The following is a 23,716-nucleotide window of genomic DNA, read 5'->3' on the forward strand; positions in this document are numbered from 1 at the left end:
TTGAAATCAGCCGCCCTACCCTTCGCGCAGTTCGTTGGCGAAGAGCTTGATGGCAGTGGGCATATCGCCGGTCTGCTTGAGCTTCTCAAACAGCCGCACTTTCTCGGTTTCCTCGGTGGTGTAGGTCACGTATTCTTCCTTGGACACCTCGATGGCGTAAACCTTCGACACGACCCCACCCAGGCTGATGAATACCTCCGTGTAGCGGCCCCGCGTGGCCTTGTTGTCGCGGTTGATGCTCAGCACCAGGTCTTTTTCCTTAGGCGTGAGCGAGAGCAGCGCCTGAATCTCATCGAAGCGGTTGATGAACTTGCGCTGGTCAAGCAGAATCTTGCAGTCCGAGTTGTTGATGATGGCATCCTTGACAATCTCGTTGCCGATGATGTCGTCGATTTCCTGCGTCACCACGATGGCCTCGCCGAAGAACTTGCGCACCGTCTTAAAGAGATACTTGATGTAGGCGGCCATGCCCGGCGTGGTCAGCGCCTTCCAGGCCTCCTCAATCAGAATCATCTTCCGCACCCCCTTCAGCTTGCGCATCTTGGAGATGAAGGTTTCCATAATGATGAGCGTGACCACCGGAAACAGAATGGGGTGGTCCTTGATGTTGTCGAGCTCGAACACGATGAAGGGCGCCTGCACGAGGTCCAGCTCTTTCTCGGAGTTCAGCAGGTAGTCATACTCGCCGCCCCGGTAGTAGGGCTTGAGCACGTAGATGAAATTGTCGATGTCGAAATCCTTCTCCCGGACCTTCTCTTCCTCCAGAATTTTGCGATACGGCCCTTTAATAAACTCGTAGAACGTGTTGAAGCTCGGCTTGATAAGCGCGTTGGCTTCCAGCATCACGTAATACAGGCTCACGGCGGTGGAGAGCGACACGTACTCCGACTGGCTCACGCTTTCGTCGTCCTTTTTCCAGAGCGCCTGCAACAGCGTTTTGATGGATTCCTTCTTTTCCACGTCCAGCTTGCCCGAAATCAGGAAGGGGTTGAAGGCAATCGGGTCGTCCTCCTCGTAGGTGAAATACACCCCGCCCACCAGCTCACAGAGCCCTTTGTAGGAGTTGCCGGTGTCTACCAGTAGCACGTGGGCGCCCTGCTCGTAGTACTGGCGCACCATGTGGTTGGTGAAAAACGACTTGCCCGAGCCCGAGGGGCCGAGCACGAACTTGTTGCGGTTGAAGATGATTTGCTTCTTCATCGGCTCATCCGAAATATCCACCAGCACGGGCTTGCCGTTGAGCCGGTCGGAGAGCTTGATGCCTTTCGTGGCCCCGGTGCTGCGGTAGTTGGTTTCGCAGGCCCAGAAGCAGACGGCCTGCTCGATGAAGGTGTAGAAGGTTTCCTCGCTGGGGAAGTCGCCGGCATTGCCCGGAATGCCGCCCCAGTAGAGCGCCGCGATGTCCACCGTGTTCTGCCGCGGCTTGCAGTTCATGGCGTTGAAGGCGGCGTTGACCAGCTTGCGCACCTCGGTCAGCTCCTCCTCGTGCCGGCCCCAGGTGAGCACGTTGCAGTGCACCCGCACCGGCCGGCGCTTGTGGGCAATCAACTCATTCAGAAAGGCATTGTAATACTCGAAGTTGATGGCGTTCTGCCGCGAGTAGAGCGAGAGCGAGTTGAGCCGGTCCTTCTTCTGCTCGAAGGTTTTCACCGTCTTGGTGGTGTTATCCAGGAACACGTACTGGTTCAGGATATGGTTGGCACCCAGCAGCAGCCCCAGCGGGGCGGCGAAGCTGATGGGGAAGTCCGAGTACTCGGTGCTGTATTGCTCGTAGCGAATGTCGGTTTCCACCGACGTGGGCAGGTCATCGAGGTTGGCCACCGAGAACATCTGGCAGAACTCCGCCCCTACTTTCAGCCCTTCGGTCAAGTCGAGGTCGACCTGCAGCGCCTGGTCGGACAGGTCCAGCGCCAGGTACTTTTCCAGCAGCCCGGCCTTTTCGGCCGTACCGGCCAGCTCATCCGAGGTCAGCCGGTGCGAGCGGATGTAGGGCGCGTTGGTGGGTCCCACTCCTTCCAGCGTGCGTACGAACTGGCCCACGTTGTCGAAAAAGCTTTCCAGCACCTTGGTGTCGAGCATGTCCTTGGGCACGATGTTGCGCCGGGCCAGCAGCCCCGAGGTGCTGCCCCAGTTGGGCCGCTCCGACGAGGTTTTGGTGATGTAGAGGTAGCAGAAGTGGTTCAAGAACGGCCGCTCGTTGAAGTGGCGCTCGTAGGCTGAGGAAAGCAGCGTGCGCTCGGCCTCGAAGCCGGGGGCGTATTTATCCTCCACGTACCAGTCCTGCTTGTGCACCACGCAATGGTCGGGCAGCAGGCGCACGGCCTTCACGAAAGCCGCCTGCAGCTGGGCGTAATCGTCCCGGGAGAGGGTAAAGATTTCGGGCAAATCCAGTCGGAACGCCACGGTCACGTCCGCATTTTTCGAGATAAGGCAATCCTTCTCCACCTTGTAGATGGGCTGCTTGGATTCGAGGGAAACGGAGGGCAGAACCTTATTGCTCATAAGCGGGAAAGCACCCAAACCAGCCGCTAGGCGCGGCTGGTCGGGTCCTCGTTGAGGCGTTGGAATAAGCGGCTGTGCCGGTTGGTGATGTACCTGGGCGAGGAGCGCCGGGCGGCGGCCTTCATCAGCCCGTGCTCGCCGTAGCGCCGGTTCAGGGCAAAGACCCCGGCCCACATGCCGCCCCCGGCCAGGAAGGTGACCAGCACGGTGAGCACCAGCGGCACGCCCAACAGGTAGCAGGTCACGAACAGGGCGAACACCAGCCCGATGCCGGCGGCCAGAAAGTAGATGTTGCTGCCCACCAGGCCCTTGAATTCGACGGGCTTGTTGATGCCGCGATTGAGGTCGTAGATGGGCATGGCGGCGGCCTAGAGGAAGAACGAGCGCACCACCGTGGCCACGATGACCAGGAAAATCATCGAGCCAAACCAGGACACGGCCGTTTTCTGCGTGTCCTGGTCGCCGGCGTTCCATTTGCCATACACCTTGATGGCTCCCACCAGGCCCAGCACCGCGCCGATGGCGTACATGAGCTTGGTCAGCGGGTCGAAGTAGCTGGTGACCTGGGTGGTGGCATCCTGAATGCCGGCCGTGCCGTTGCCGCCCCCAGTCTGGGCGTAAAGCAGTTGTGAGCTGAACAGCAGGACCACGAGGGCCAGCGAGGTAACGAAAGGTTTCTTAGTCATGGCAAGGGAAAAGGAGTCGGGAATCAATGATTAGGGAGAAAAAAGGCTGCGCTACTCCTCGTCGGGGCCGAAGAGGTCATCCAGCTCGGCGTGGTTGAGGGCCATCTGCTGGGCCATCTGCTCGGCCAGGCTGGTGCCGGCCAACTCGACCGGCGGCGCGGGCTGCTGGCCGGCTTGTAGCAGGGTCAGGTATTCGGCAACGGAAGCGGCGGCCACCAGCTTGGGCGGGTCCACAGGGACAATGTCTAGCCGCGAGGCCACCGGCTCATCGAATGTGGCCAGCGGCTCGTAGCTATCCGCCATTGGGGCTAGCTGCACGGTTTCGGGCTCCAGTACCCCATCAGCGGCCGTATCTGCAGTCACAGGCTCCGTGGGCAGGCTGTGAGCTTCGCGCCGGACCAGCGCAGCCAAGTGCTCATCGGCTTGGTCGGCTTCTTCGGTGCGATTCTCATCCTGCGCCTGCGCCTCGTCACCCGCGGCGGCCGATGCCTCCATCGGGGCGGTGTCGCTGGTGCTTTCGTCGTGGCCAGTGGCCGTGCCGGTGGAATCGGGCAGCGCCCCGCTGACCAGCGGCTCGGCCGCTGCCGGCAAGTTCTGGTCCGCCCCGGCTTCGGGGCGTTCCGCGTCATCGGCATCTTCCCGGACTTCCGTGGCCCCCGGCGTGGCCTTCACGAAGGCTGAGGTAGGACGCACCAGCGAAGGAGGTGCTACCGCGCTGCCGCCCACGCCGGCGAGCTGGGCACCAGCCATCTTTTTGCCCGGCGTCAGCAGAGCCGTGAGTTCCACCCGGTAGTAGAGCAGGCCCACCACCAGGTAGTAGAGAACAACCACAACCAGGACGAAAAGGCCAAACTGGCCCCAGGAATAGGCGCTGAGCATCGCGGGGAAATAGCGTGGCACCCCAGGCCGACCGGCCCGGGCGTGAACTTGCCAAACCGTGATTTGACGCTACAAACCTATCCGGGCTATAAACTGCTTGGGTAGAAAGTTGACGAATGGTTGGAATTCGATGGTGAGGTGCAGCCCCGACACACGAACGGCACATCATTCAAGCCTGAATTTTAGAGAAAAGAAACTTGGCTGTTGCAGAACTTGCTGGACGGCTCACTAAGCGGGTAGGCGGGCTGTCAAAAGCACGTAAATGGCCCATTTGCCATTCTTTCCAGTTCGATTCGGCTTATCAACCCCTTGTTTCCAGACGCCACACCGAGTTGTGCAACCGCCACGAGCGACTGATTAGCGGGGCGCGGAATGATGACTTGCCCGGCTGCGCTCGCCATTCGTTTTTAACTCGGCGGGAGTATTTCCCGTTGAACGGAATTGGCTGTTGACCTTCCCTATGCTCCTACTTTTCCGCATCTCCTGGCTGCGCATGGCGGCCGCGTGGGGGGCGTTTGCCTTCTTCATGCTGCTGGTGGCATATGGGCAGGCCGTCACGGGTACCGGGCCGGTGTTGTGGCGCACGGTGCTGCTGGGGCCGCTGCTGTACGGGCTGATTGGGACCCTGCTCACACCGGTGGTGTTTGTGCTGGCAGCGCGCTTCGACCTCACGGCCGGCCGCGCCCGCTGGCTGCCCTACCTGCTGGTGCACGCGGCCGCCAGCGTGGCCCTCACGGTGGCCTACCGGGCCTTGTTCATGGCCACACTCTACCTGGTGGGCGGCTCGAATGCGCCCGTTTCATGGGTCACGATTCTGGCGGGATTTAATTTCTGGATTCCGCTCTACTGGATGGTGCTGTTCGTGGCCTACGCCCTCGACTACCACGACAAGTGGCAGCGCCGCAACCTCGACGCGGTGCGCCTGGAAATGCAACTGGTGCAGGCCCAGCTGCACGCCCTTAAGCAGCAGCTCAACCCGCACTTTCTCTTCAACACCCTCAATGCCATTGCCACCCTCATCGGCGACGAGCCCGCCGCCGCCCAGCACATGATGGCCAAGCTCGGCGAGTTCCTGCGCCTGGTGCTCGACCACTCCGATGCCCAGCAGGTGCCGCTGGCGCAGGAGCTGCACTTCGTGGAGCTGTACCTGGACATGGAGCAGGTGCGGTTTTCCGACCGGCTGGCCGTGACCTACGAGGTGGACCCGGCCGCGCTCCCAGCTCTGATTCCGCACCTGCTGCTGCAGCCCCTGGTGGAAAATGCCGTGCGCCACGGCCTGAGCGCGGGGGGCACCGGCCGCCTGCATATTGCCGCCGAGCGGCAGGGCCAGCAGCTGGTGGTGCAGGTGCGCGACTCCGGCCCCGGCCCTGAGCAGGCCGGCCCCCGGGGCGTGGGCCTCGAAAATACCGAGCAGCGCCTGCGCGCCCTCTACGACGACCGGTACGCGCTGCGCCTGCTGCCCGCGGCCGGGCAGGGCACCGTGGTGCGCATCGAACTACCCTTTCACCACTAATTTGTGGCAATGGCCCCCATTCAAACCCTGATTGTGGACGATGAGCCGCTGGCCCGCCGGCGCATTGCCCAGCTGCTGGCCGGCCAGCCGGGCTTTGTCATCGCGGGCGAGTGCGGCACCGGGGCCGAGGCGGTGGCCGCGCTCTCGCACGGACCGGCCGTGGATTTGGTATTTCTGGACGTGCAGATGCCCGATTGCAACGGCCTGCAGGTGTTGCAGCAACTACCGGCCCGGCCGCGGCCGTTGGTGGTGTTCGTGACAGCCTACGACCGGTATACCTTGCAAGCCTTTGAGGCCCACGCCGTGGATTACCTGCTCAAGCCCCTGGACCCTGACCGTTTCGCCCGCTGCCTGGCGCACGTCCGCCAGCGGGTCAGCCAGGTGGCCGCGCCGGCGTGGGAGGGGCTGGTGCAGGCGCTGCCCGCCCCGCCGGTGCCGTATGCGTCGCAGCTGCTGGTGAAACAACCCGGACGTTTCTACTTCGTGCCCGTCGAGCAGGTGCTGTACCTCGAAGCCACCGGCAACTACGTCACGGTGCACGCGTCCGGTGAAACCCACCTAGTGCGCGCCACGCTCACCCAGCTGGCCAGCCAGCTCGACCCGGCCCGCTTCCTGCGCATCCACCGCTCGCTGATTGTGCACACCACCCACATCAAAGAACTGCGGCCCTGGACGCACGGCGAGTACCTGGTCACGCTGCACGATGGCACGCACCTGACCTCTTCGCGCAGCTGCAACGAGGGCATTCAGCAGTTTTTGCGGCAATTTGTCTCTTAAGTACAGCTATTGGCTGGGTCAACTGCTTAAGGAATATGCTACTCGTCCCGCTAAAAGGCCACTTCGTCACGGTGGATAAACACTGCTTACTTATCGGCCGTATGAGCGGGTGTCGGGCCGCATTCGTGGCGCAGCCATGTTTTGCCAGCTTATATGCCCCAAACTACTACTACGCTACCTAGCCCTGTGGCTTCACTCCCGGCCCCGGCCGAGCAAGAGCTGGTGCAGCGCCTGCTGGCCCGGGACGAGCGCGCTCTGGGGCAATTGTACGAGCAGTACGCCCGGAATCTGTTCACCGTCATTCTGCGGGTGGTGCAGGACGAGGCGATGGCCCAGGACGTGCTGCAGGAAGGCTTGCTCAAGGTCTGGCTCAGCATTGGCAGCTACGAGGCCACGCGGGGCCGCCTGTTCACCTGGATGGTGCGCGTGTGCTGCAACCAGGCCATTGATGCCCTGCGCAGTCCGCGCCATCGCTTTCACCGCCGCAATCCGTCGCTGGAGGCTGCTGGAGCACAATATAGCCCGGCTCCCACGGCCTTTTATCCCGAGCACATTGGCGTGCGCGAGCTCATCGTGCAACTAAAGCCCCGGCAGCGGGAAGTCATGGACCTGCTCTATTTCGGCGGCTGCACCCAGGCCGAGACGGCCGAGCAGCTAGCCATTCCGCTGGCCACCGTGAAAACCCGGGCGCGCGCCGCTTTAGTCGTGCTCTCCCGCATGGCCCGCTAGGGGCAGCGCCTACCTAAGCAGCATCTTCTCAATTAACCTGTTTCATCTCTCATTTTTTACTTTACCTCCTGACCTGATGGCCAACCTGCACCACTTCCGAGTGCCCGCCCTTCTTGTTTCGGGCCTTGCCGTGGTGGCGGCGGCCGCCTGCCAGGGCGGTTCCGACACGAAGACAAGTACCGAAACTTCCACCACCCAAGCGGCGACGGACACCGCCGACACCGGGGCCACTCCCGTAGCGCTGCGCACCGGCAACGCCGAGGCCGGCCGCGACGTGTACCGCAACGAAACCTTCGGCGACGAAGGCTTCTGGACCGATGCCGTGCGGATGCCCCAAGGCATGAAATCCGCCAAGCTGACGGTGCTCGACGCGCTGAAAGCCGGGGTCAGCTTCGACGTGGACGCCATGCCGGCCGACCTGAAAGCGGCCTTTGCCAACGAGTTGAAAACCGACCACTCGCCCGCCAAAGCGCCCAAGCTTAACGACCCCGCCACCCTGGATGCGCTGGTGAAGGCCAACGCCGTTATTGGCATGGTGCCCAAGGGCGGCAAGGTGGGCGTGACCTGCGCCCTGTGCCACGCCATCACCGACAAGTCGATGTACGAGCTGACGGGCAAAGGCACGATTGGCAAGCGCATCGACGGCCCTACGCCGCACGGCCTGAATGTGGGCAAGCTGCTAGCCACGGCCGCCAACTCCCGCGCCCTGTTTCCCACCTTGCAGCTGCAGCAGCCCGACGGCAGCACCATCGGCCGCGCCCCGAAGGGCCTGACGGCCAAATCGACCGAAGCCGAGGTGGATGCCTACTTAAGTAACCCGAAGTTCTACCCCGTGGGCACCTTCGACGACTCGCCCGACGGTAACGGCAATTCCGTGCACATCACGCCCTTCTTCCGGCAGGATTTGGCCGCGCCCTACGGCTCGTCGGGCCAGAACGACAAGCTGGATGACTTCAACAACACGGTTTATACGGCCCTGTTCGACCAGAGCAACCTGCTCTCGCCCGGCGGGCGGCAGTTCATGCACGCCCTCGGCGCGGCGGGCGGCGACTCCATCGTGGCCGGCTACGCCAAGGTGCTGGCCGCCACGGGCGTCACCGGCTACCCCTTCGTCACGGCCCACCTGCAGGGCAAAGCCGGCGACCCGCCCACGCCCACCGGCAAGCGCGTGGACGAGCAGAAGCTGCGCGACCTGAACGCCTACGTGTCGAGCCTGCAAACGCCCAAGGGCGTGGTGCGCAATGCCGCGCAGGTGGCCAGCGGCCGGGCGCTGTTCATTTCGCAAAACTGTACGTCCTGCCACAACACCAACCAGGGCGTGGCTGTCCAGGCCAAGCTGGTGCCGATGAACGTCATCTGGCCTGGCTACGCGCCCAAGGTGCTGGCCCAGCGGCAGGCCCCGCTCACCCCCATTCAGAATGCCCCCGGCACATTTGATGACAAAATGGTGGTAGTGGATGCCAGCCCCGGCGGCGGCATGCGCGGCAACGCATTGCCCCTGCTGCTGGACCTGGCCCGCAAGCCCGTGTTTCTGCACGACGATTCCGTGCACAGCCTCGACGAGCTGCTAAATCCCAAGCGGGGCAAAACCGCGCCGCACCCGTTCTACGCCGTAACCCCGGCCGAGCGTACCGCGCTAGTGGCCTACTTGAATAGCCTGGACACCGACAGCAAGTAATAAGCTCCTTGCATTAGCTGCGGCGTCCCGCACGGCCTTTTTATCACCGGGCAGGACAAGCTTAGCCGCGACCTGAATGTCTTTGTCACTAACAGAGGGGTACGCGGTGCCCAGAGCAGCCAAGCAAGTACGTAATTGAAAACGAAAGCCCCGGCCCTGATAAAGGGCCGGGGCTTTATTATGCCTGGGAACCCGGGCAGCCATCGTGCTTACGCCGGGGTTCTCGCCGGGCTATCGTCCCCGCTTTCCCCGCGACGAGAGCAGCCAAAGGCCACCGGCTAGCAGCGCCAGTGCGGTTGCCACGACGGCCGCCTTCGGCAAAGTCGGTGCCGCCACTTCTGATTTTGACAAAGCAATGGATTCATCGGTGAAGGGCTGGCGGCTGGTGGCGGCCAGAATCAGGCGCGTGGCTTCGGCGGGCTGGTCCCACTGTGGGAAGTGGCCGCAGTGCTCGAACCAATACAAGCGCGCATCCGGGAACTTCGCCAGGGCCAGTTTCGACTGGCTGGGTAGGCACACCCGGTCCTGCCGGCCCCAGCCAATGACCAGCGGCCCGGGGATGCTGCCCTTGGGCGCGGGCTGCTGCACCTCGCCGTGCGCCAACTGGTCGAGCAATTCGTCAAAGGCGGGCGAGTGGGCGAAGGTGTACATCTCGTCGATGGCCTGCTGCGAATCTACGGCCCAGGGGCGGGCCGAAAACTGCGGGAGCAACACCGTGCGGCCCACCGCCGAGCCGGCCAGGGCGGGCATCACCGGCTGCAGGGCCTTCACCAGCTTTACCGACAGGTCCACCGAGTGGTAGAAAAAAGGAATCTGCCAGCCCTGCCAAAATCCGCCCGGGTCCAGCGAAACCACGGCGCCGAGTACACCGCCGCGCCGGGCCAGCTCCAGCACCAGCCGCGCGCCCATCGAACTGCCCACGGCATCAATCCCGAGCAGGTCATGTTGAGTGAGAAAGGACGTCACCGCGTCGGCCAAGGTGGCGATGGAGTTTTCGCCGGTCATCTTGGGAGTTTCGCCGTGGCCGGGCAAGTCCACGGCGATGACGTCGCGCTCGGCGGCCAGCGCGTCGATGATGGTATTCCAGGACCGCCAACTGCCGCCGATGCCATGGACTAGTAACAGGGGGCGGCCGGTGCCGCGGCGGACAAAATGCAAATCCATAAACGGAAGAATGAAAACGGGTGAAAAAGAACGTACAGCCCTGTAACAGCCGACCTCCCGAAACGGCTGAACGAAGCAGGCCCAAAAACGAAATACTGCCCCTAAGGCCCGCAAGCTGCAGGTTGACGCTCTGGCCTTTCAATGGCCCGTCAGCCTAGCCTTTCCGGACGGTTGGGAGTACAAACAACCGATTCGAGAGACTTGGCTGCGGGTTCTGCAACCGCCACAGTGGATTTTGTGGCCTGAATGCTAATCATTGATAGCGGGCATTAGGCTACCCCACCAGATGAATGCGGTTTTTCAATTCGTCCTTGGATGAACGGCTGACGGGCACGTAGTCCTCGCCGAGCAAAACGCTACTCTCCTCATAAGCCTGTACACGGTCCAGATTCACGATATAGGAGCGGTGGGTTTTAAAGAATTGGTCAGGCAGCTTCTGCTCCAGCTCTTTCATCGTGGAATCGAACACGAACTTTTCCCGCACCGTGTGCATCCGCACGAAATTCTGCAGGGCTTCGAAATAGAGAATATCGGCGAGCAGCACCTTAACGTGGCCGGAGCCCTTGCGCACAAACAGGTAGTCCTTGAACTTGGGACAGCGCTCGGCCGCTCCCAACACCTCCGTGTCGGCGGCATTGGCGTTGTCTAGGACGGGGCCGGTGGGGCCGGCCTGATAGGCATTGTAAAGGGCCAGCTCGACCTGCACCCGCAGCGAATCATCGGTGAAGGGCTTGACCAAGTAGCCGTAGGGCTGGGCCAGCTTGGCGCGGTTCAGGGTGTCGGCGTCGGAGCGTGCCGTAAGGAACACCACTGGTACAGCAAACTGCCGACGAATGAGTAAGGCGGCCGCTATGCCGTCGCAGTCGCCGGCAATGTTGATGTCCATCAGCACCAGTTCTACGGGCTGCGTGGCCAGCACGCGCAGGGCTTCGTCGCTGTTGTCGACGGGTTCGAGTGGAGTGTGGCCGAGACGAACCAGCGTGCGTTCTATCTCAGCGGCAATAAGCAATTCATCTTCAACTATGAGAATGGTAGACATAGGGTGGGATAAAGGACACGACGCAAGGCTCGTCATTCACGAGTAACCTCCATGCGTGTGCCCGTGGGAAAGGAACGGGTCACCGACAGCTTCGCTTTCAGCTGTTTGGTGAGCGTGCGGACCAGCTGCATGCCCAGGGAATGGGCCTTCGCCGGCGCGTCCTCGGCCGGCATTCCGGCCCCGTCATCGACGATAACGAGCTGAAAGCCGGTGGGGCGGCTGGCGAAGGAAACGTGCAGGTGGCCCTCGGGAAGGCCCCGAAAAGCGTGCTTGTACGCATTGGTCACCAATTCGTTCACCACCAAGCCCAGCGTGCTGGCCTCTTTGGGGCTCATGATTACCGGGGCCAAGTCCGAACTCAGCTGGATGGTTTGCTCGGGCGTAGTAAGCGCCGTTTTCAGAGAATCAAGTAGTTCGCGCAGATACTGGTCCATGCGTACTTCGGCCAGATTATCGGCTTGATACAAGAATTCATGGACCAAAGCCATGCTCTGAATTCTTACCCGGCTGGCATCCAGCGCGGCCACCAACGCGGGTTCGGGCAGGGTGGCGGCCTGCCAGCCAAGCAGGCCGCTCACCAGCTGCAGGTTGTTTTTCACCCGGTGGTGAATTTCCTGCAGCAGCACCTCCTTTTCGGCTACGGACCGGCAGTTAGCCTGATTGGCCACGGCCAGCAGGGCTTTCTGCCGCCGCAGCCGCCAGTACAGCCAGCTGCCCACCCCGATGGTCGTGGTCAGCCCGCCCAGCAGCAGCCACAGCGAGTGCAGCTGCGCCCGCTGGCTACGCTGCTCAAACTCGGCGGCCCGCTTCTGCTCAGTGAGCAGCTTCACGTCGTAGCGCACCTGCAGCTGGGCCAGCGCCTGCGCCTTGTCGCCGTTGAAGAGGGAGTCACGCAGGTTCTGGGCCCGGTTGTCAAGGTCGAAGGAGCGGCGCATCTGACCCTGGTCGGCATGCGCCCAGGCCAGGTTGGCCAACGCGTCGGCCTCGTAATCGGGCATCTTCAGCTCGCGGGCCAGGGTGAGGGCCAATTCCGCCATCCGCTGCGATATTGCCGGCTGTTCTTGCAGCCGGTACACGCGGGCCAGCGCCAGCGCCGAACTGGCCGTCTGGGGCCGAAACCCGTGGCGCTGCATGACGCGTAGCGCCCGATTCATGTTCGTGGCCGCCGAATCCAGTGTGGCCCTGCTTTGGGGTTGAATCATGGCGTACACCTCGCCCCGGAACTGGTACACGTAGCCCAGGCCCCGGGCGTCTTTCGCCCGCTGCATGTATGGCAGGGCCCGGGTCGCATAGTGCAGCACCGAGTCGTAGCGCTGCATCACCAGAAAGGTGTTGGCCAGGTTGAGTAGCAGGCCGCCCCGCTCGCGGGGTAGAACGTTTCCCACGGCCCCTTGCTGCTGGTAAGCCTGCCGCATGTATTTCAGGCCCCCGGTCACGTCTTTGGTGTCTACCGATACCAGGCCCATGCACTGCGTGAAGCGCCACTCGTCGGGTAGCCGGTGCACCCTGGCCACGCCGGCCCCCTCCTGGCTGTACCGCATGGCGGCCACGTAGTCGGCCGCCCGCTCACAGTTCACCACCAGCTGGTACAAGCCATCGGCCACGCGCGGCCAGTCCCGCCGGTGACGGGCCAGCTGCACGGCCTGCTCCCCTACCCGGCGGGCCTCCGGCTCATCCTGCGCAAATAGCGCGTCACTTAAAGCGCGCAGCGTCTGAAACCGGACCGAGTCCGGCAGTTGCCGCCGCCGGGCCACCTCGCGCAGCGAGTCAACGGTGGCGCTGTCCCCGGACGAGGTCAGACTGTTTTCGGCCGGCAAACCAGTTGCGCGGGCTACCGTACCGGCCCACAGCAGGGCCAGCACGGTCAAACGCTTACCGCCCGCCACGTCGCTTCGACGCACCTTGGGGGCTGTGAATGGAAGTACTGCTGCTGCGCATTGCTGGTAGAGAATAGGACCCCTCCCCTACCCTGCCCAGGTGGGCCGGCAGCGGAGGGATAGTTTGAAATAGGGATGGAAGAACCGCCCGGCCCCCAATCGAGCCGGGCCGGCGAAATAGCCCCTAACGGATACGCTTACTTTTTGGGCGACATCATCTGGCGCAGCTGCCGCTGAAACGCTTTCTGAATCTGGGCCTCGTTCGCCGCCTTGAACTGGGCGAGGATGTTGTGAATAACATCAGTCGAGGAGGCCCCCCCACCCAGCAGCAGGCCCATCTGCTGGAAAAACTGCTGGTGGCTGGCCGTGATGCGAATCTGAAAGGTCTTCTTCTCCGCTGAATCCGCAAAGAGGGAAGTCAGGTCCAGCTTATCCTTGCCGTCCCCCGTGCCAGCTGGCATCGGCGCAGCTTCCACTTCCACCGCCTCTTCTTCCTCCTCATCTGCAACGGGTAGCACAGCCGCCGGAGCGGCCGGCGGTACCGGTGCCACCACGGCCGATGCTTTTTCTCCCTTTGGTTCTACTGGTACTGCACTGGCGGCTGGCTCGGGAGCCGCAGCAAGCTGAGGCGCGGGCTCCGTGGCGGCAACGGGTGCGACCGGCACCGACGGTTCCAGTTTTGCTGCTGGGACCGCGGGCGCGGCTTCGACGGGCACCGCTGCCGCCTCCTGCACCGCTGCCGCCTCCGGGGCCGTAGCCGCCGGGGTGGGCGTAGCCTCCGGGGTGGGCGTAGCCTCCGGGGCCGGGGTGGGCAGTACGAAGGGCTGACTGGTCCCCATGTGGCTGATGGCCGCGACGGAGCCTGTCAGGCGGGCCAGCTCAGCCATTTGTTCTTCCGGGGTGAGTTTAGGTTTTTTGGTGGAGGCTTTGGCCATGATGAAGGAGGATGCAGGCTTGAAATTTTAAAGGGAAAGCAGCGGCGGATGGGCCGTGAGGCTACGCGCCGGGGGCTGACTCGACAGCCGGGGCCGTAAACGCAATGGTTTTACCCGAGGGCGTAACGGCCCCCTCTCCTACCACGAGGGTAAGGATTTCCAGAATGAGCTGGCCCAAACCGAGCCGGCTGAGGTCGCGCTCTGGTAGCGGAAACATCGTGGAGCGGTTTTCCTTGTAAGTCATCAGTAGCTCCACCCGGCTTTTGAGCAAGGGCAGCCCTTTCTCCTGAAACAGCTCCTCCGTCTTGTCATAAATCCCCTTTTTCTCGGACTTCACGAACTTGTTCCAGAAGGCGTAGAAGCCCAGTAGGTTGGAGTCTTCATCGCGGGCCTGCACGAACTGACCCAGAATGCCCATGTAGGACATGGTGGAAGCAATTGAGCCCTTGTCCGGCTCAATCGGCAGGAAAATGTAGTCCACCAGCCGGAGCAGTTCGGGGAGCCCCACCACGTTCACCGTGCCGGGCGTATCCACCAGGATGAAATCATAGTCCTGCTCAAACAATCCCTCGATGGAACTCACGGCTTTTTCCACGCTGGAAATGATAACCGGATACGGCGGGATGCCCTGCTTCAGCAGGCGGGCCTGAAACGGCGCTTCCGACTGCAGCCGGTTCTGCTCTTCAAGGCGGTAGGCGTGCAGGGAGTTCTGCGGGTAGTCGCAGTCCACCATGGCCACCTTGTAGCCATAGTAGTAGCACAGCGCAGAGGCCATGTGCGTGCCGATGGTCGACTTACCAGCGCCTCCCTTCTGGGTGGCAAATGCGAGTACGTGGGGTTGATTCATGCGAAGGGCCAGAGGGTTTGAAGATGTTAGTTGCAAAGTGGCGTTGTGGCATAGCCACTTAGGTGCAATGGTGCAACGCAATAAAGTTGCTTTGTTGCAAAAAGTGAAAGTTGCCTAGTTTCAAAGTTGCAAAACAACAAAGGTTGGATGCGACAATGTTGTTTAGTTGTAATGTGGCGAAGGTAATTAGTTGTATTGTTGCAAAGCAACTTTATGGCAAAAATTTGTAAAGAGGCTGTGTGGTAAAGTTGCAAAGTTGTTTTGGTGTATTGGTGCAATCAATCAAATCTTCGGGCGCAGTATATTCTGTCCTGTCTCAAGTTGTATAGTTGCAAAGGTGCAATGGGATAATGTGGCAGAATTAACCAGGAGATGATGTATGTAATAAAGACAAAATTGTTGAAACCATATGGTGTAAAGTTGCAAAGGTTTAAAGTTGCATTGTGGCATAACTCACTAAGCCTAGCCCTAGTCCTAGCACCGTGCAACGCCCCCGTTCCAATAGCTCGTTCATCGTCCAGCAAGCCATGTCATTGTCCGGACAAACTTCGTTTGCCCGATTCAATGATACCGCCAAGTTCGCAGGCTCACATGGCTTGGCTTGCTAGTTTAGCGTATAGCAACTAGTGATTCAAAATTCTAAAGTAGTTTTAGTAAACCTCGGTAATCTAATGTCACGAGAATCATCATGGAACCAGATAAGCAAGCCGAAATTAACGTTGAAGCAGGCCGTACTTTGCGTATTGACGTGCGGGTAAGTCCGGATGAGAAAAAGGATTTGCAGGCAAAAGCAACGGCCGCCGGCTACAAAAAAGTGTCGGCTTATTTACGTGACGTAGGCCGGGGGGTGGAGGTCAAAGAAAATATCCCGCCGGAGCTGCGACGGCAACTGGTAGGTATCGGTACTAACCTGAATCAGATAGTTCGACTGGCGCAGGCTGGTAAGTCCTTTAGTTCCCACGAAGCTCAGTTAGTACAGGCGCTGGCCATTATCAGAGGGTACTTAGTATGATTGCAAAGACCACCACCGGCAATGACTTCGAGGGGGCACTAACCTATGGTGCGGGGCAGCGCCAGGGCCGTGGCAAGGAGCCGGGGGAGGCCCCGCTTTTGGTCGTGGCTAATCTGATTCCGGGTACTCCCAGGGAGATGGCCCAGGATATGCGGGCGGTGGCAGCGCAGAGCAAAAAGATTCAGAAGCCGGTATGGCACACCGTGCTCTCGTGGAAGGCGGGGGAGGTGGTGAGCCAGGCGCAGAAAGTGGCCGCCGCCCAGCGGTATTGTGAGCTGATTGGTGCGCCCATTGACCGGCACCAGGTGGTGGTTTATGAGCACCGGGATAAGAAGCACGCGCACGTGCACATCTACCTGAACCGTGTGCCGATTGATGGAGGACCGGCGTTGCGGACGGATAATAACTTCTACCGGCAACCGGCCATTACGCGGCAGATAAGCCAGGAACTGGGGATGGACCCCATCCCCGAGCGGCGGCGCAGCCTGCGGGCGCTGGACCCCACGAAAGAGGCCGCGCGGGAGCAGGTCAGCCGGGCGTTGCAGCACTTACTCGCGCAAGCTGATAGGGGAGGGGAGGAATGGCTGGCTTTGCAATTGCAAAAAGAGCTGATTGGAGTTCGCTATACCCACGACAAGGGGGGCATACTTCGGGGTGTGAGTTTTGAACTGAATGGCGTGGCGGTCCGGGGGCAGGAGGTAGGCTATAAAGGAGCGCAGCTACGCGAGGCATTGGCCGCGCTCGGGTTGCAGGCGGCGCTAGGGCCGGAAGTTGCGCGTGCGCCCGCCACGGACACGCCAGCCGTACTGCCGAAGCCCAGTTGGCCAGAGCCGACGAAGCGCCCCCGCCGGAAAGGGCCCGCCCGGTAGCGGCCGGACGGGTAGGGCGGTTCATTCGTGTGCCTGGCGTGCACCTCACCGCTGACTTTGGACCGCTCGTCAAATAATCCGCGCCGGGCGCTGCCGGCGGGGGTAAGTTGCTTGATTCACCAAGCGATTCAAGCGATGGAAGACGAGAAAGGACTGCGGAAAATCATGGAGTTTATGCGCCTGTTTGCCATTGTGCTGATGGGCATTAACATCTACTATTACTGCTTCGGCTACTTCAAAAGCATGGGCTGGACACCGGCCGTGGTCGAGCATATTCTGGAGAGCTTTACCAAAAATACCTTCCTGTTTAAGGCCAGTTGGGTGAGTAAGACGCTATCCGTGGTGTTCCTACTGCTGAGCTGCCTCGGCACGCGGGGGCGGGCAAATGAAAAGCTCAAAGGGGCTTCCGTGGCGGGCTACGCGGTCATCGGGTTGGCGCTGATTTTCGGGTCGGATATCGTGCGCAGCTTCGCGCTGGGGGCCGGGCTAACGACGGCGCTATATACCGGGCTGCTGTCGGCGGGCTTTCTGCTGCTGCTGAGCGCCGGGGCCTGGCTGAGTAGGTTGTTTAACAACGACCTGATGAAGGACATCTTTAACAAGGCCAACGAAAGCTTCCCGCAGGAGGAGCGGCTGATGGAAAACGAGTACTCGGTGAACCTGCGCACCGAATACCAGTTGCGCGGCAAGCAGCACCACGGCTGGCTGAACGTGGTGAATCCGTTTCGAGCTACCATGGTGCTGGGCACGCCGGGCTCGGGCAAGTCGTTCGCCATTATCAACGAGTTCATCCGGCAGCACTTGGCCAAGGGCTTCTGCATGTACATCTACGACTACAAGTTTGACGATTTGAGCCGCATCTGCTACAACACGTTGCTGCGCCACCAGGACAAGTTTGATAAGCCCGTGGGCTTCTACGTCATCAACTTCGACAATCCCCGCAAAAGCCACCGCTGCAACCCGCTGCTGCCCGAGCTGATGACCGACATCGTGGACGCCTACGAAAGCGCCTCGACCATCATGCTTAACCTCAACAAGAGCTGGATTCAGAAGCAGGGCGACTTTTTCGTGGAGTCGCCCATCAACTTTGTGGCGGCCATTATTTGGTTTTTGAAGCTGTTTGAGAAAGGCAAATACTGCACCTTTCCCCACGTCATCGAGTTTCTGAGCCGCGACTACGAGGAGATTTTCCCGGTGCTGGCTTCGTACCCCGAGATTGAGAATCTGGTAAAGCCGTTCGTGTCGGCGTTCCAGAAAGATGCCATTGAGCAGCTGGAAGGCCAGATTGCTTCGGCGCGGATTCCGCTGGGCCGGCTGGCCTCGCCACAGCTCTACTGGGTGATGTCGGGCAACGATTTCACGCTTGACATCAACAGCAACGAGGAGCCCAAGGTCTTGTGCGTGGGAAACAACCCCGAGCGCCAAGCCATTTACGGGGCAGCGCTGGGCCTCTACAACGCCCGGCTGGTGAAGCTGGTGAACCAGAAGGGTAAGCGTAAATCGTCCATCATCATCGATGAGCTGCCCACCATCTACTTTAAGGGGCTGGACAACCTCATTGCCACGGCCCGCAGTAACAAAGTGAGCACCTGCCTGGGCTTTCAGGACTTCTCGCAGCTGGAGCGCGACTACGGCCAGAAGGAGGCCGAAGTCATTAAGAACACCGTGGGTAACGTGTTCAGCGGGCAGGTGTCGGGCAACAGCGGCAAGTGGCTGAGCGAGCGGTTCGGCAAAATTCTGCAGCAGCGCCAGAGTCTGAGCATCAATATGCGCGAAACCAGCACCAGCCTTTCAACTCAGATGGATAGCATGATTCCGGCCAGCACCATTGCCAACCTCACCCAGGGCAACTTCGTGGGGGCCGTGGCCGACAACTTCGGCGAGGAAATCGACCAGAAGGTATTTCACGCCCGGATACAGGTGGACGTGAAGGCGGTGGCCGCCGAGGCCCAGGCCTACCAGCCCATTCCCGACATTACCAGCTTTATTAACCCGGCCACCGGTAAGGACGAGGCAGAAGAGATGATAAAGGCCAATTTCAACCGCGTGAAAACTGAAGTGAAGGAGCTGTGCGCGCGCGAGCTGCTACGCATTGGGCAGGACCCCACGCTACGGCACCTTATCAAGGAGAAGTCGGAAAAAGCTTGATTTGCTCGGAGCCAACTATTGGTCAAATATCACTTGGCCGCATCCTTTATTGGTCGCATTAGTGAGTTGAAATTGCTCTGAATCTGCGCGCGTAGCGCAAATGCATCAGTGCCCCATAAAGTAGCCAAACGGATGAGGGTTTGTTCTCCATCGGTGGGCAATACGGTTCGGTTGTTTAGCTGCACATAGGGGCCATCTGACTCTAGCAGGGCACGGTCAGGAATTATTTGCTGGATAATTCTCCGGCCATTTTCTGATTGAAGCATAGCCGGATTAATTGAAAAATAGTGGCCAGCCGCTTGAATATCTTCGATATGTGTTACTGGACCCGAATACCAGTGAAATACAGCAGGTGGCATTTGGTAATCAGTTAACATCGTTAAAACACGTGTTTCAGCTCCCCGCGAGTGAAGCGTCAGAAAGCGTGGCCGGCCTTGCATTTGCTCCAACACATATTGAAAACTGGCCACCTGACGAGTAGCCGTTGCCTTACCGGCCCGCGAGAAGTCGAGTCCTACCTCGCCTACAAAAGCAGTTGAAGGTAGCAACTGCTTAAAAAGCAATAACTCTCTGGGTGTGTGCTGTGAAGCCGCTAGTGGATGAAGGCCCAGAGCCAGACGTACATAGCGGAAATTTTTAACAAATTCCCTACCCTCCTGAAAATGGCTGGGCAGCGTCGTCACGCCAATGGTTGTGACCTTCTCCCTTTCTGCCAATTCGGCAATTGCCAACGGGTCTGGGTATTGGTCGATGTGGCAGTGGGTGTCAAGCATAGAGAAGCAACTTTATGGAATGCCCGCCGCGCTTTTGATTGCGGGTGTTCCTTTGGCGACGAGCAGGCTGCGTACTTCGGCCAGTGCCCGCCGAAAGACGGCTGCATACGCAGCCAGGTCACTCAGCTCCAGGTGACCACTGGTCAGGAGCGCACGCGCGATTTCCCGTTGACTAGGATTTGAGCGCAACAAGGAGAGACAGGCCCGAAAGTCGTTGGTATAAATCAGCGTGGCTTGGGGGTCGACTTCGCCAATGCAAATATCTCGACCGTAAGCCGCCGTATCGGCCCCAATTGTGTGGAGTGATGCTCGACGATAAATGCAAGGCATGCATCGGCCACAGTGCGAAGCGTGCTTATCGAGCCAAGTGCTGCGGTGGCTGCGCTTAGCGCAGGAATTGGTGGCACCATGCGCGCGGCGTAGTAGCGTTTGGTTGAGGCAATCACGAACACATTCCCCTTTGGTGCTAAGCCCTAGTGGATTTTCTACGGGGTTCTGAATACCTAATCCGGCGAGCAGCCGCCGAAAATACGTGAGGAAGTGGGGATGCACAGTTCGGGTACTGCAACTACCGGTGCGGGAAGGAGTTAGTGGTGAGTTAAGGGCGATATTGCCATTCTCCGGTATCATAAGCACTGTGTTATCACCGGAGCCGTGGGCCGCGAGCAAACCCATGCAGAGAAACAGGAAAGAGCGGCTGCGCAACGTGTTTTCCGTTGCTGGCACGCACCCGATGACCGCCTGCCTGAGGTAGGCTCGGTCGGGGTAGGCCCGGCTCAGCTCATCGTATGTTTCGGTTTGGTCGGAAAGTACGCCCCGCACGCCCCGATAGTCGCGGTGCCCAACGAGAATCATGGCGTGCGTTGGGTTTGCCTCTAAATAATTAATAGCTCCAATGAAGGAATCCAGGCCCCCAGAGTAGAGCGAGACAACCTGTGCCACCGGAAAATTGGATGGTACGGCCGGCAATACGAGTTTTTCTGTGCGAGGCACAAATTCTAGCTGCCACGCATCACCGGAAATAAACGTCAGACAGCGTTCAGCGCCTTCGCGCACTTGCTCCCAGAGAGCCACATCGGAAACGGGTAGCGTGAGTTGCAACTCCCGTGTCCAAGCGTCTTCCGCCGTGCTGCGGGGCACAAAGCGGTCAAGGCCAAAGGCAGTGATACCGAGCAATAAAACATCGAGTACCAATTCGCTCGTTGGCGTGTCAACCCGATACATACGCAGCAGGTCAGATGCTTGCTCAAACTTCAGTGCGGCCGATTTAGTACCATCCGTCAGCCGAATCTGAGCAAATTGTCCGGGAGAGGTGGGCTCGGTGATAGTTAAAGTAAATCCCATTACTATGCCTGAAAGATGTCGAAAATATCCTCTTGCACTTGCGTGATGAACCCTTCCACGTCGTGAGTACTCCAATTCAACACCGGTGCCGGATTCTGAGTCGTGAACTCGTCAATAGAGCTACGGATGGTTGACTTCACTTCCTGAAAAAAGTCCTCGGTTGATTGCTGGCCTTGGGCGCGTAGCAAACGCTCATAATGATGCCGCAGCAACTGCCGATAGATATAGTTGCCAAAAAACCGGTACAGTACCTCTCGCAAATTTGCGGCACTCAGACTATCGGTCAGGGCAGTTTCTACATCTTGATAATTTTGAGCGCCGTCAAGTAATTCAACAAGGGAATCGTCCATAGCCGCCCGAGCATCGCCCTCGTCCAGCAGGCCGCCATCTTCACAAAGCACATCAACCAGTGCATCTTGGATTGATTCAGCGTTGCTACCTATTAAGTTGCCTAGCCCTAATTCCTGTAGAGCGGGAGCAAGCCCCTGGCTTCCTAGTGTGTAGGCAAAACTGCCTAAACGTCGGGCTGCGCTTCGCCCGGCCCGTCCACCAACACCGCCCCGTGAGCCGCCGCCACTCCTCCCGCCGCCACCGCGGCCACCACTGCCACCGCCACCACCCGAGCCACTACCAGTGCCTGTTCCCCCAGTGCCGGTTGCTGGTGCGCCAGCCGCTGACAAAAAGCTGCCAACTACCTTTTCCAGCTTTTTGCTGTCGTTCGTGCCGGAGGAAGCAGCGTGTGTGACGCGGGACTTATGACCACGCCAGTTCGTGCCGCTGGGTGATTTATAATCGGTAGAAGTACCCATGGTTTATTGGTTTTTAGGCCGCGAAGCCCGGCCTGCTCGTGAATCAGAAGCTTGTAGCTTTTCAACAGTTGAACGCAGTACTTCCGCTTCTTCACCCCCAGCCTGAATTATGCTACGCAGCCGGACACCAACCGAGGCCGGCACGTTTTTGCTGCCAGCTACCTCGATAGCTTCCTTAAGAGTGGTAGCTGCGTCGGGTAAACGATGCTGCGTTAAAAGTACCAACGCATCGAACACCTTCAAATCGCCCGGTTGCTGTCGCAAATGCGAACTGAACAAATCAAATAGTGCCCCGCGCTCAACATCCGTCAGCTGTCGTGCTTCGGGAAGCAGCTTTTCATTCAAAGCAGTATCCTGTTTGGCCATCGATGCAAAAAGCCGCCGTACCAGGGGCGGAATCATGGCCACCCCGCTGAAGGTAGAAGACAACCGGTCACGGGAAATCCAATAGTAGTCCCGCAGGTCTATATCTGCTAAGCGGGGCTCCATGGTTACCCAGCGCCGGAGTCGGGTCCCGGTCCAGGTTTCTGCTATCGGGCGTACCAGTGCATCAGCGTCTTCCCCGGCAGGCACTTCCAAAGTTTCCAGCTTTTGAAGTTGTGGCGGCTGTCCTTTGTGCTGCGACTGCCATTCGTACAGCTCCTTATATTGCTTAGGATGAGCGTATTCCAGAAGCATTAATTTGACCAGCACTTCATCCTTTAGGTGATTCATCTGCGCTACGGCAGCCAGTTTCTGGCGCAGCATCAGGGCATTCAAGAAGCGCTTTACTTGCCTGGGGTTGCCCTTTAGCCCCTCTGTGAGTAGCGCACTGGCCTCGCTGGTAAAGGCCAAGCTCTCTGCCAAGGGTTGAGGCAGTGGGTTGATGACCTGTTTGATAGCAGCAAGTCCAAAAACACTGTATCGGTCCTGTGCCCTGTGCTGTGTGAAGACGGTGCATACATCCGTGTACTGGGCTGGCTGAAGGTGCTGCTGACAAAATAGCAGCGAGATGTAGGTTTCTACTTCGGAGGGCGACAACCACGGCAAGTAGTAGGGTACCTGAATTACTTTTTCCAGGTATTCTGTCACCAGGTCGGCATAGCCTTCAAGCTCGGAGCTACCAGCTGCCTGCCCGTAGACGGTGCGGACGGCGTGTCGCACAATCCGCGGGTCGGCCCCGATTACAAAAGCGGTTTTGTCAACGCTCAGAAATAGCTTGATGGCCTCCAAATTATCGACAATGCGCTGGGGAGAGCAACGGTCTAGGTCGTCAATAAGAATGACGAGCGTATCAATGTCGCTATCCGCAATCAACTTGGCAAAATCCTCCCGGAATGTGCGGACGTCGGCACTGCCTTCTGCTTTCGCTTTTTCACCAAATAGGTCGTCCCATTCCAGAGTAGCACCCTCCTCTTTGGGTTTTTCTTTATTGCCCAGGCCAACGAAGCCAGCTAGATTGGCTACCACAGAAGGCAATAAGCTGGCACCACCAGTAGCTGTAGCCAACAGGGCCGGTAAGGCAACTTCTTTCAGGCCGAGACGCGCGACGCGCATCCAATTAACCGATTTGATGAGTTGCAACGCCTTATCGCGAATCTTAGGGCCGAAGCGTTTGTGCTCACCTAGCTCCACCAAAATAGAGCTGAGAAGTGCAGACTTGGCATCGTCGTATCCCTCAAATAGCCAGCCATTGAAGTACAGGCAAGCAACGCGCTGGAGGCTAGTATGTTCAGGAGAACCTTCCGCATGTTCCTCCGGATTTAAGTCCCGTTGGAGCATCTTGAGCACGCTGGTTTTTCCGCCTCCCCAGTCGCCGTACACCCCAATCGTGACAGGCAGCAGCCCAGGCTCCAAAATAACGGAACGAACCAAGTCGGTGTGAATTGAGAAGCCTAGTAAGTCAGTGGTGGTTTCGTTATCAGCCCACATCTACGCAAGGTTTTAAAGCGGCTTATAATCACCAAAAGCTCAATGTATGAGGCCGAGCTTAAGGATGCTGATGGGAAGCTAATTCATTTTTACCGTTCAGGCTGGCGTCCAATCTTCGATTCAGTAACAGTCGAGAAGTGACTAAGCCGTAATTGTAAGACTATCAACAATTAGTGCCCTTACTCACACTGAGGTTTATTACTTGTTGTTCAGCAACAATTTGT

At 59.4% G+C, this 23,716-nt stretch carries 20 protein-coding genes; 7 read left to right on the forward strand and 13 right to left on the reverse strand.

Going from position 1 to position 23,716, the window contains the following annotated elements; genetic code table 11:
* Positions 1-15: 15 nt before the first annotated feature.
* Genes Q4S41_RS23320 through Q4S41_RS23335 form a run of 4 tightly spaced genes read right to left on the reverse strand, consistent with a single transcriptional unit; the run spans position 16 to position 4,019 of the window.
* The gene (locus tag Q4S41_RS23320; RefSeq protein WP_305033542.1) at positions 16-2,502 is read right to left on the reverse strand and encodes a TraG family conjugative transposon ATPase; all 2,487 of its coding nucleotides are present in this window, start codon (positions 2,500-2,502) and stop codon (positions 16-18) included.
* A gap of 26 nt (positions 2,503-2,528) precedes the next feature.
* On the reverse strand, positions 2,529-2,861 hold the full coding sequence (locus tag Q4S41_RS23325) for a DUF4133 domain-containing protein (RefSeq protein ID WP_044518331.1): 333 nt from the start codon (positions 2,859-2,861) through the stop codon (positions 2,529-2,531).
* 9 nt (positions 2,862-2,870) lie between these two features.
* Positions 2,871-3,188 carry a DUF4134 domain-containing protein gene (locus tag Q4S41_RS23330; RefSeq protein ID WP_305013227.1) on the reverse strand — a complete coding sequence of 106 codons (318 nt, stop codon included), beginning with the start codon at positions 3,186-3,188 and terminating at the stop codon, positions 2,871-2,873.
* A gap of 51 nt (positions 3,189-3,239) precedes the next feature.
* Positions 3,240-4,019, reverse strand: a complete 780-nt coding sequence (locus Q4S41_RS23335; RefSeq protein WP_305033543.1) for a hypothetical protein — start codon at positions 4,017-4,019, stop codon at positions 3,240-3,242.
* Between the two features lie 508 nt (positions 4,020-4,527).
* Between Q4S41_RS23335 and Q4S41_RS23340 the strand changes: the two genes are divergently transcribed.
* The 4 genes from Q4S41_RS23340 (at position 4,528) to Q4S41_RS23355 (ending at position 8,764) form a co-directional block, all read left to right on the forward strand.
* The gene (locus tag Q4S41_RS23340; RefSeq protein WP_305033544.1) at positions 4,528-5,580 is read left to right on the forward strand and encodes a sensor histidine kinase; all 1,053 of its coding nucleotides are present in this window, start codon (positions 4,528-4,530) and stop codon (positions 5,578-5,580) included.
* 9 nt (positions 5,581-5,589) lie between these two features.
* The gene (locus Q4S41_RS23345) at positions 5,590-6,357 is read left to right on the forward strand and encodes a LytR/AlgR family response regulator transcription factor (RefSeq protein WP_305033545.1); all 768 of its coding nucleotides are present in this window, start codon (positions 5,590-5,592) and stop codon (positions 6,355-6,357) included.
* Between the two features lie 186 nt (positions 6,358-6,543).
* Entirely contained in the window at positions 6,544-7,086 is a 543-nt protein-coding gene (locus Q4S41_RS23350; RefSeq protein WP_305033546.1) for an RNA polymerase sigma factor, read from the forward strand.
* Between the two features lie 76 nt (positions 7,087-7,162).
* Entirely contained in the window at positions 7,163-8,764 is a 1,602-nt protein-coding gene (locus Q4S41_RS23355; protein ID WP_305033547.1) for a c-type cytochrome, read from the forward strand.
* Positions 8,765-8,995: 231 nt separating this feature from the next.
* Here the strand turns inward: Q4S41_RS23355 and Q4S41_RS23360 are convergent, their stop codons facing one another.
* From Q4S41_RS23360 to Q4S41_RS23380, 5 genes are all read right to left on the reverse strand, one after another.
* Positions 8,996-9,928, reverse strand: a complete 933-nt coding sequence (locus tag Q4S41_RS23360) for an alpha/beta fold hydrolase (protein WP_305033548.1) — start codon at positions 9,926-9,928, stop codon at positions 8,996-8,998.
* Between the two features lie 274 nt (positions 9,929-10,202).
* Positions 10,203-10,967: a LytTR family transcriptional regulator DNA-binding domain-containing protein gene (locus Q4S41_RS23365; RefSeq protein ID WP_198070549.1), complete on the reverse strand. Its 765-nt coding sequence runs from the start codon at positions 10,965-10,967 to the stop codon at positions 10,203-10,205.
* 32 nt (positions 10,968-10,999) lie between these two features.
* A complete protein-coding gene (locus tag Q4S41_RS23370; protein ID WP_305033549.1) occupies positions 11,000-12,868 on the reverse strand; it encodes a sensor histidine kinase in 1,869 nt (622 codons plus the stop codon).
* Positions 12,869-13,041: 173 nt separating this feature from the next.
* Complete coding sequence (locus tag Q4S41_RS23375) at positions 13,042-13,779, reverse strand: hypothetical protein (protein WP_305033550.1); 738 nt, start codon at positions 13,777-13,779, stop codon at positions 13,042-13,044.
* A gap of 61 nt (positions 13,780-13,840) precedes the next feature.
* Positions 13,841-14,626 (reverse strand): ParA family protein, encoded by a 786-nt coding sequence (locus tag Q4S41_RS23380; protein ID WP_198070552.1) that lies wholly within the window; start codon positions 14,624-14,626, stop codon positions 13,841-13,843.
* Between the two features lie 688 nt (positions 14,627-15,314).
* Here Q4S41_RS23380 and Q4S41_RS23385 point away from each other — a divergent pair.
* The 3 genes from Q4S41_RS23385 to mobC all read left to right on the forward strand — a co-directional run bounded on the left by Q4S41_RS23385 (position 15,315) and on the right by mobC (position 18,655).
* The gene (locus Q4S41_RS23385; RefSeq protein ID WP_305033552.1) at positions 15,315-15,638 is read left to right on the forward strand and encodes a plasmid mobilization protein; all 324 of its coding nucleotides are present in this window, start codon (positions 15,315-15,317) and stop codon (positions 15,636-15,638) included.
* On the forward strand, positions 15,635-16,507 hold the full coding sequence (locus Q4S41_RS23390; RefSeq protein WP_305033553.1) for a relaxase/mobilization nuclease domain-containing protein: 873 nt from the start codon (positions 15,635-15,637) through the stop codon (positions 16,505-16,507). The genes Q4S41_RS23385 and Q4S41_RS23390 overlap by 4 nt, the downstream gene beginning before the upstream one ends.
* 135 nt (positions 16,508-16,642) lie before the next feature.
* Positions 16,643-18,655: a conjugal transfer protein MobC gene (gene mobC, locus Q4S41_RS23395; protein ID WP_305033554.1), complete on the forward strand. Its 2,013-nt coding sequence runs from the start codon at positions 16,643-16,645 to the stop codon at positions 18,653-18,655.
* A 29-nt stretch (positions 18,656-18,684) separates the two neighbouring features.
* Here the strand turns inward: mobC and Q4S41_RS23400 are convergent, their stop codons facing one another.
* Genes Q4S41_RS23400 through Q4S41_RS23415 form a run of 4 tightly spaced genes read right to left on the reverse strand, consistent with a single transcriptional unit; the run spans position 18,685 to position 23,492 of the window.
* Entirely contained in the window at positions 18,685-19,428 is a 744-nt protein-coding gene (locus tag Q4S41_RS23400) for a TatD family hydrolase (protein ID WP_305033555.1), read from the reverse strand.
* Between the two features lie 12 nt (positions 19,429-19,440).
* Entirely contained in the window at positions 19,441-20,772 is a 1,332-nt protein-coding gene (qatC, locus tag Q4S41_RS23405) for a Qat anti-phage system QueC-like protein QatC (RefSeq protein WP_305033556.1), read from the reverse strand.
* 2 nt (positions 20,773-20,774) lie between these two features.
* Positions 20,775-21,581 carry a hypothetical protein gene (locus Q4S41_RS23410; protein ID WP_305033557.1) on the reverse strand — a complete coding sequence of 269 codons (807 nt, stop codon included), beginning with the start codon at positions 21,579-21,581 and terminating at the stop codon, positions 20,775-20,777.
* 3 nt (positions 21,582-21,584) lie between these two features.
* Entirely contained in the window at positions 21,585-23,492 is a 1,908-nt protein-coding gene (locus Q4S41_RS23415) for a KAP family P-loop NTPase fold protein (RefSeq protein ID WP_305033558.1), read from the reverse strand.
* Positions 23,493-23,716 lie beyond the last annotated feature (224 nt).

The sequence above is a fragment of the Hymenobacter convexus genome (assembly GCF_030580955.1).
Taxonomy (GTDB): domain Bacteria; phylum Bacteroidota; class Bacteroidia; order Cytophagales; family Hymenobacteraceae; genus Hymenobacter.

Bases quoted from the DNA above. Each gene is read 5' to 3' on its own strand.
- Q4S41_RS23375 (WP_305033550.1), bottom strand. From the start codon at position 13,779: ATGGCCAAAGCCTCCACCAAAAAACCTAAACTCACCCCGGAAGAACAA.
- Q4S41_RS23365 (WP_198070549.1), bottom strand. From the start codon at position 10,967: ATGTCTACCATTCTCATAGTTGAAGATGAATTGCTTATTGCCGCTGAG.
- Q4S41_RS23345 (WP_305033545.1), top strand. From the start codon at position 5,590: ATGGCCCCCATTCAAACCCTGATTGTGGACGATGAGCCGCTGGCCCGC.
- Q4S41_RS23390 (WP_305033553.1), top strand. From the start codon at position 15,635: ATGATTGCAAAGACCACCACCGGCAATGACTTCGAGGGGGCACTAACC.
- Q4S41_RS23340 (WP_305033544.1), top strand. From the start codon at position 4,528: ATGCTCCTACTTTTCCGCATCTCCTGGCTGCGCATGGCGGCCGCGTGG.
- Q4S41_RS23330 (WP_305013227.1), bottom strand. From the start codon at position 3,188: ATGACTAAGAAACCTTTCGTTACCTCGCTGGCCCTCGTGGTCCTGCTG.
- Q4S41_RS23380 (WP_198070552.1), bottom strand. From the start codon at position 14,626: ATGAATCAACCCCACGTACTCGCATTTGCCACCCAGAAGGGAGGCGCT.
- Q4S41_RS23355 (WP_305033547.1), top strand. From the start codon at position 7,163: ATGGCCAACCTGCACCACTTCCGAGTGCCCGCCCTTCTTGTTTCGGGC.
- Q4S41_RS23385 (WP_305033552.1), top strand. From the start codon at position 15,315: ATGGAACCAGATAAGCAAGCCGAAATTAACGTTGAAGCAGGCCGTACT.
- Q4S41_RS23325 (WP_044518331.1), bottom strand. From the start codon at position 2,861: ATGCCCATCTACGACCTCAATCGCGGCATCAACAAGCCCGTCGAATTC.
- Q4S41_RS23360 (WP_305033548.1), bottom strand. From the start codon at position 9,928: ATGGATTTGCATTTTGTCCGCCGCGGCACCGGCCGCCCCCTGTTACTA.
- Q4S41_RS23410 (WP_305033557.1), bottom strand. From the start codon at position 21,581: ATGGGTACTTCTACCGATTATAAATCACCCAGCGGCACGAACTGGCGT.
- Q4S41_RS23415 (WP_305033558.1), bottom strand. From the start codon at position 23,492: ATGTGGGCTGATAACGAAACCACCACTGACTTACTAGGCTTCTCAATT.
- Q4S41_RS23400 (WP_305033555.1), bottom strand. From the start codon at position 19,428: ATGCTTGACACCCACTGCCACATCGACCAATACCCAGACCCGTTGGCA.
- Q4S41_RS23320 (WP_305033542.1), bottom strand. From the start codon at position 2,502: ATGAGCAATAAGGTTCTGCCCTCCGTTTCCCTCGAATCCAAGCAGCCC.
- mobC (WP_305033554.1), top strand. From the start codon at position 16,643: ATGGAAGACGAGAAAGGACTGCGGAAAATCATGGAGTTTATGCGCCTG.
- qatC (WP_305033556.1), bottom strand. From the start codon at position 20,772: ATGGGATTTACTTTAACTATCACCGAGCCCACCTCTCCCGGACAATTT.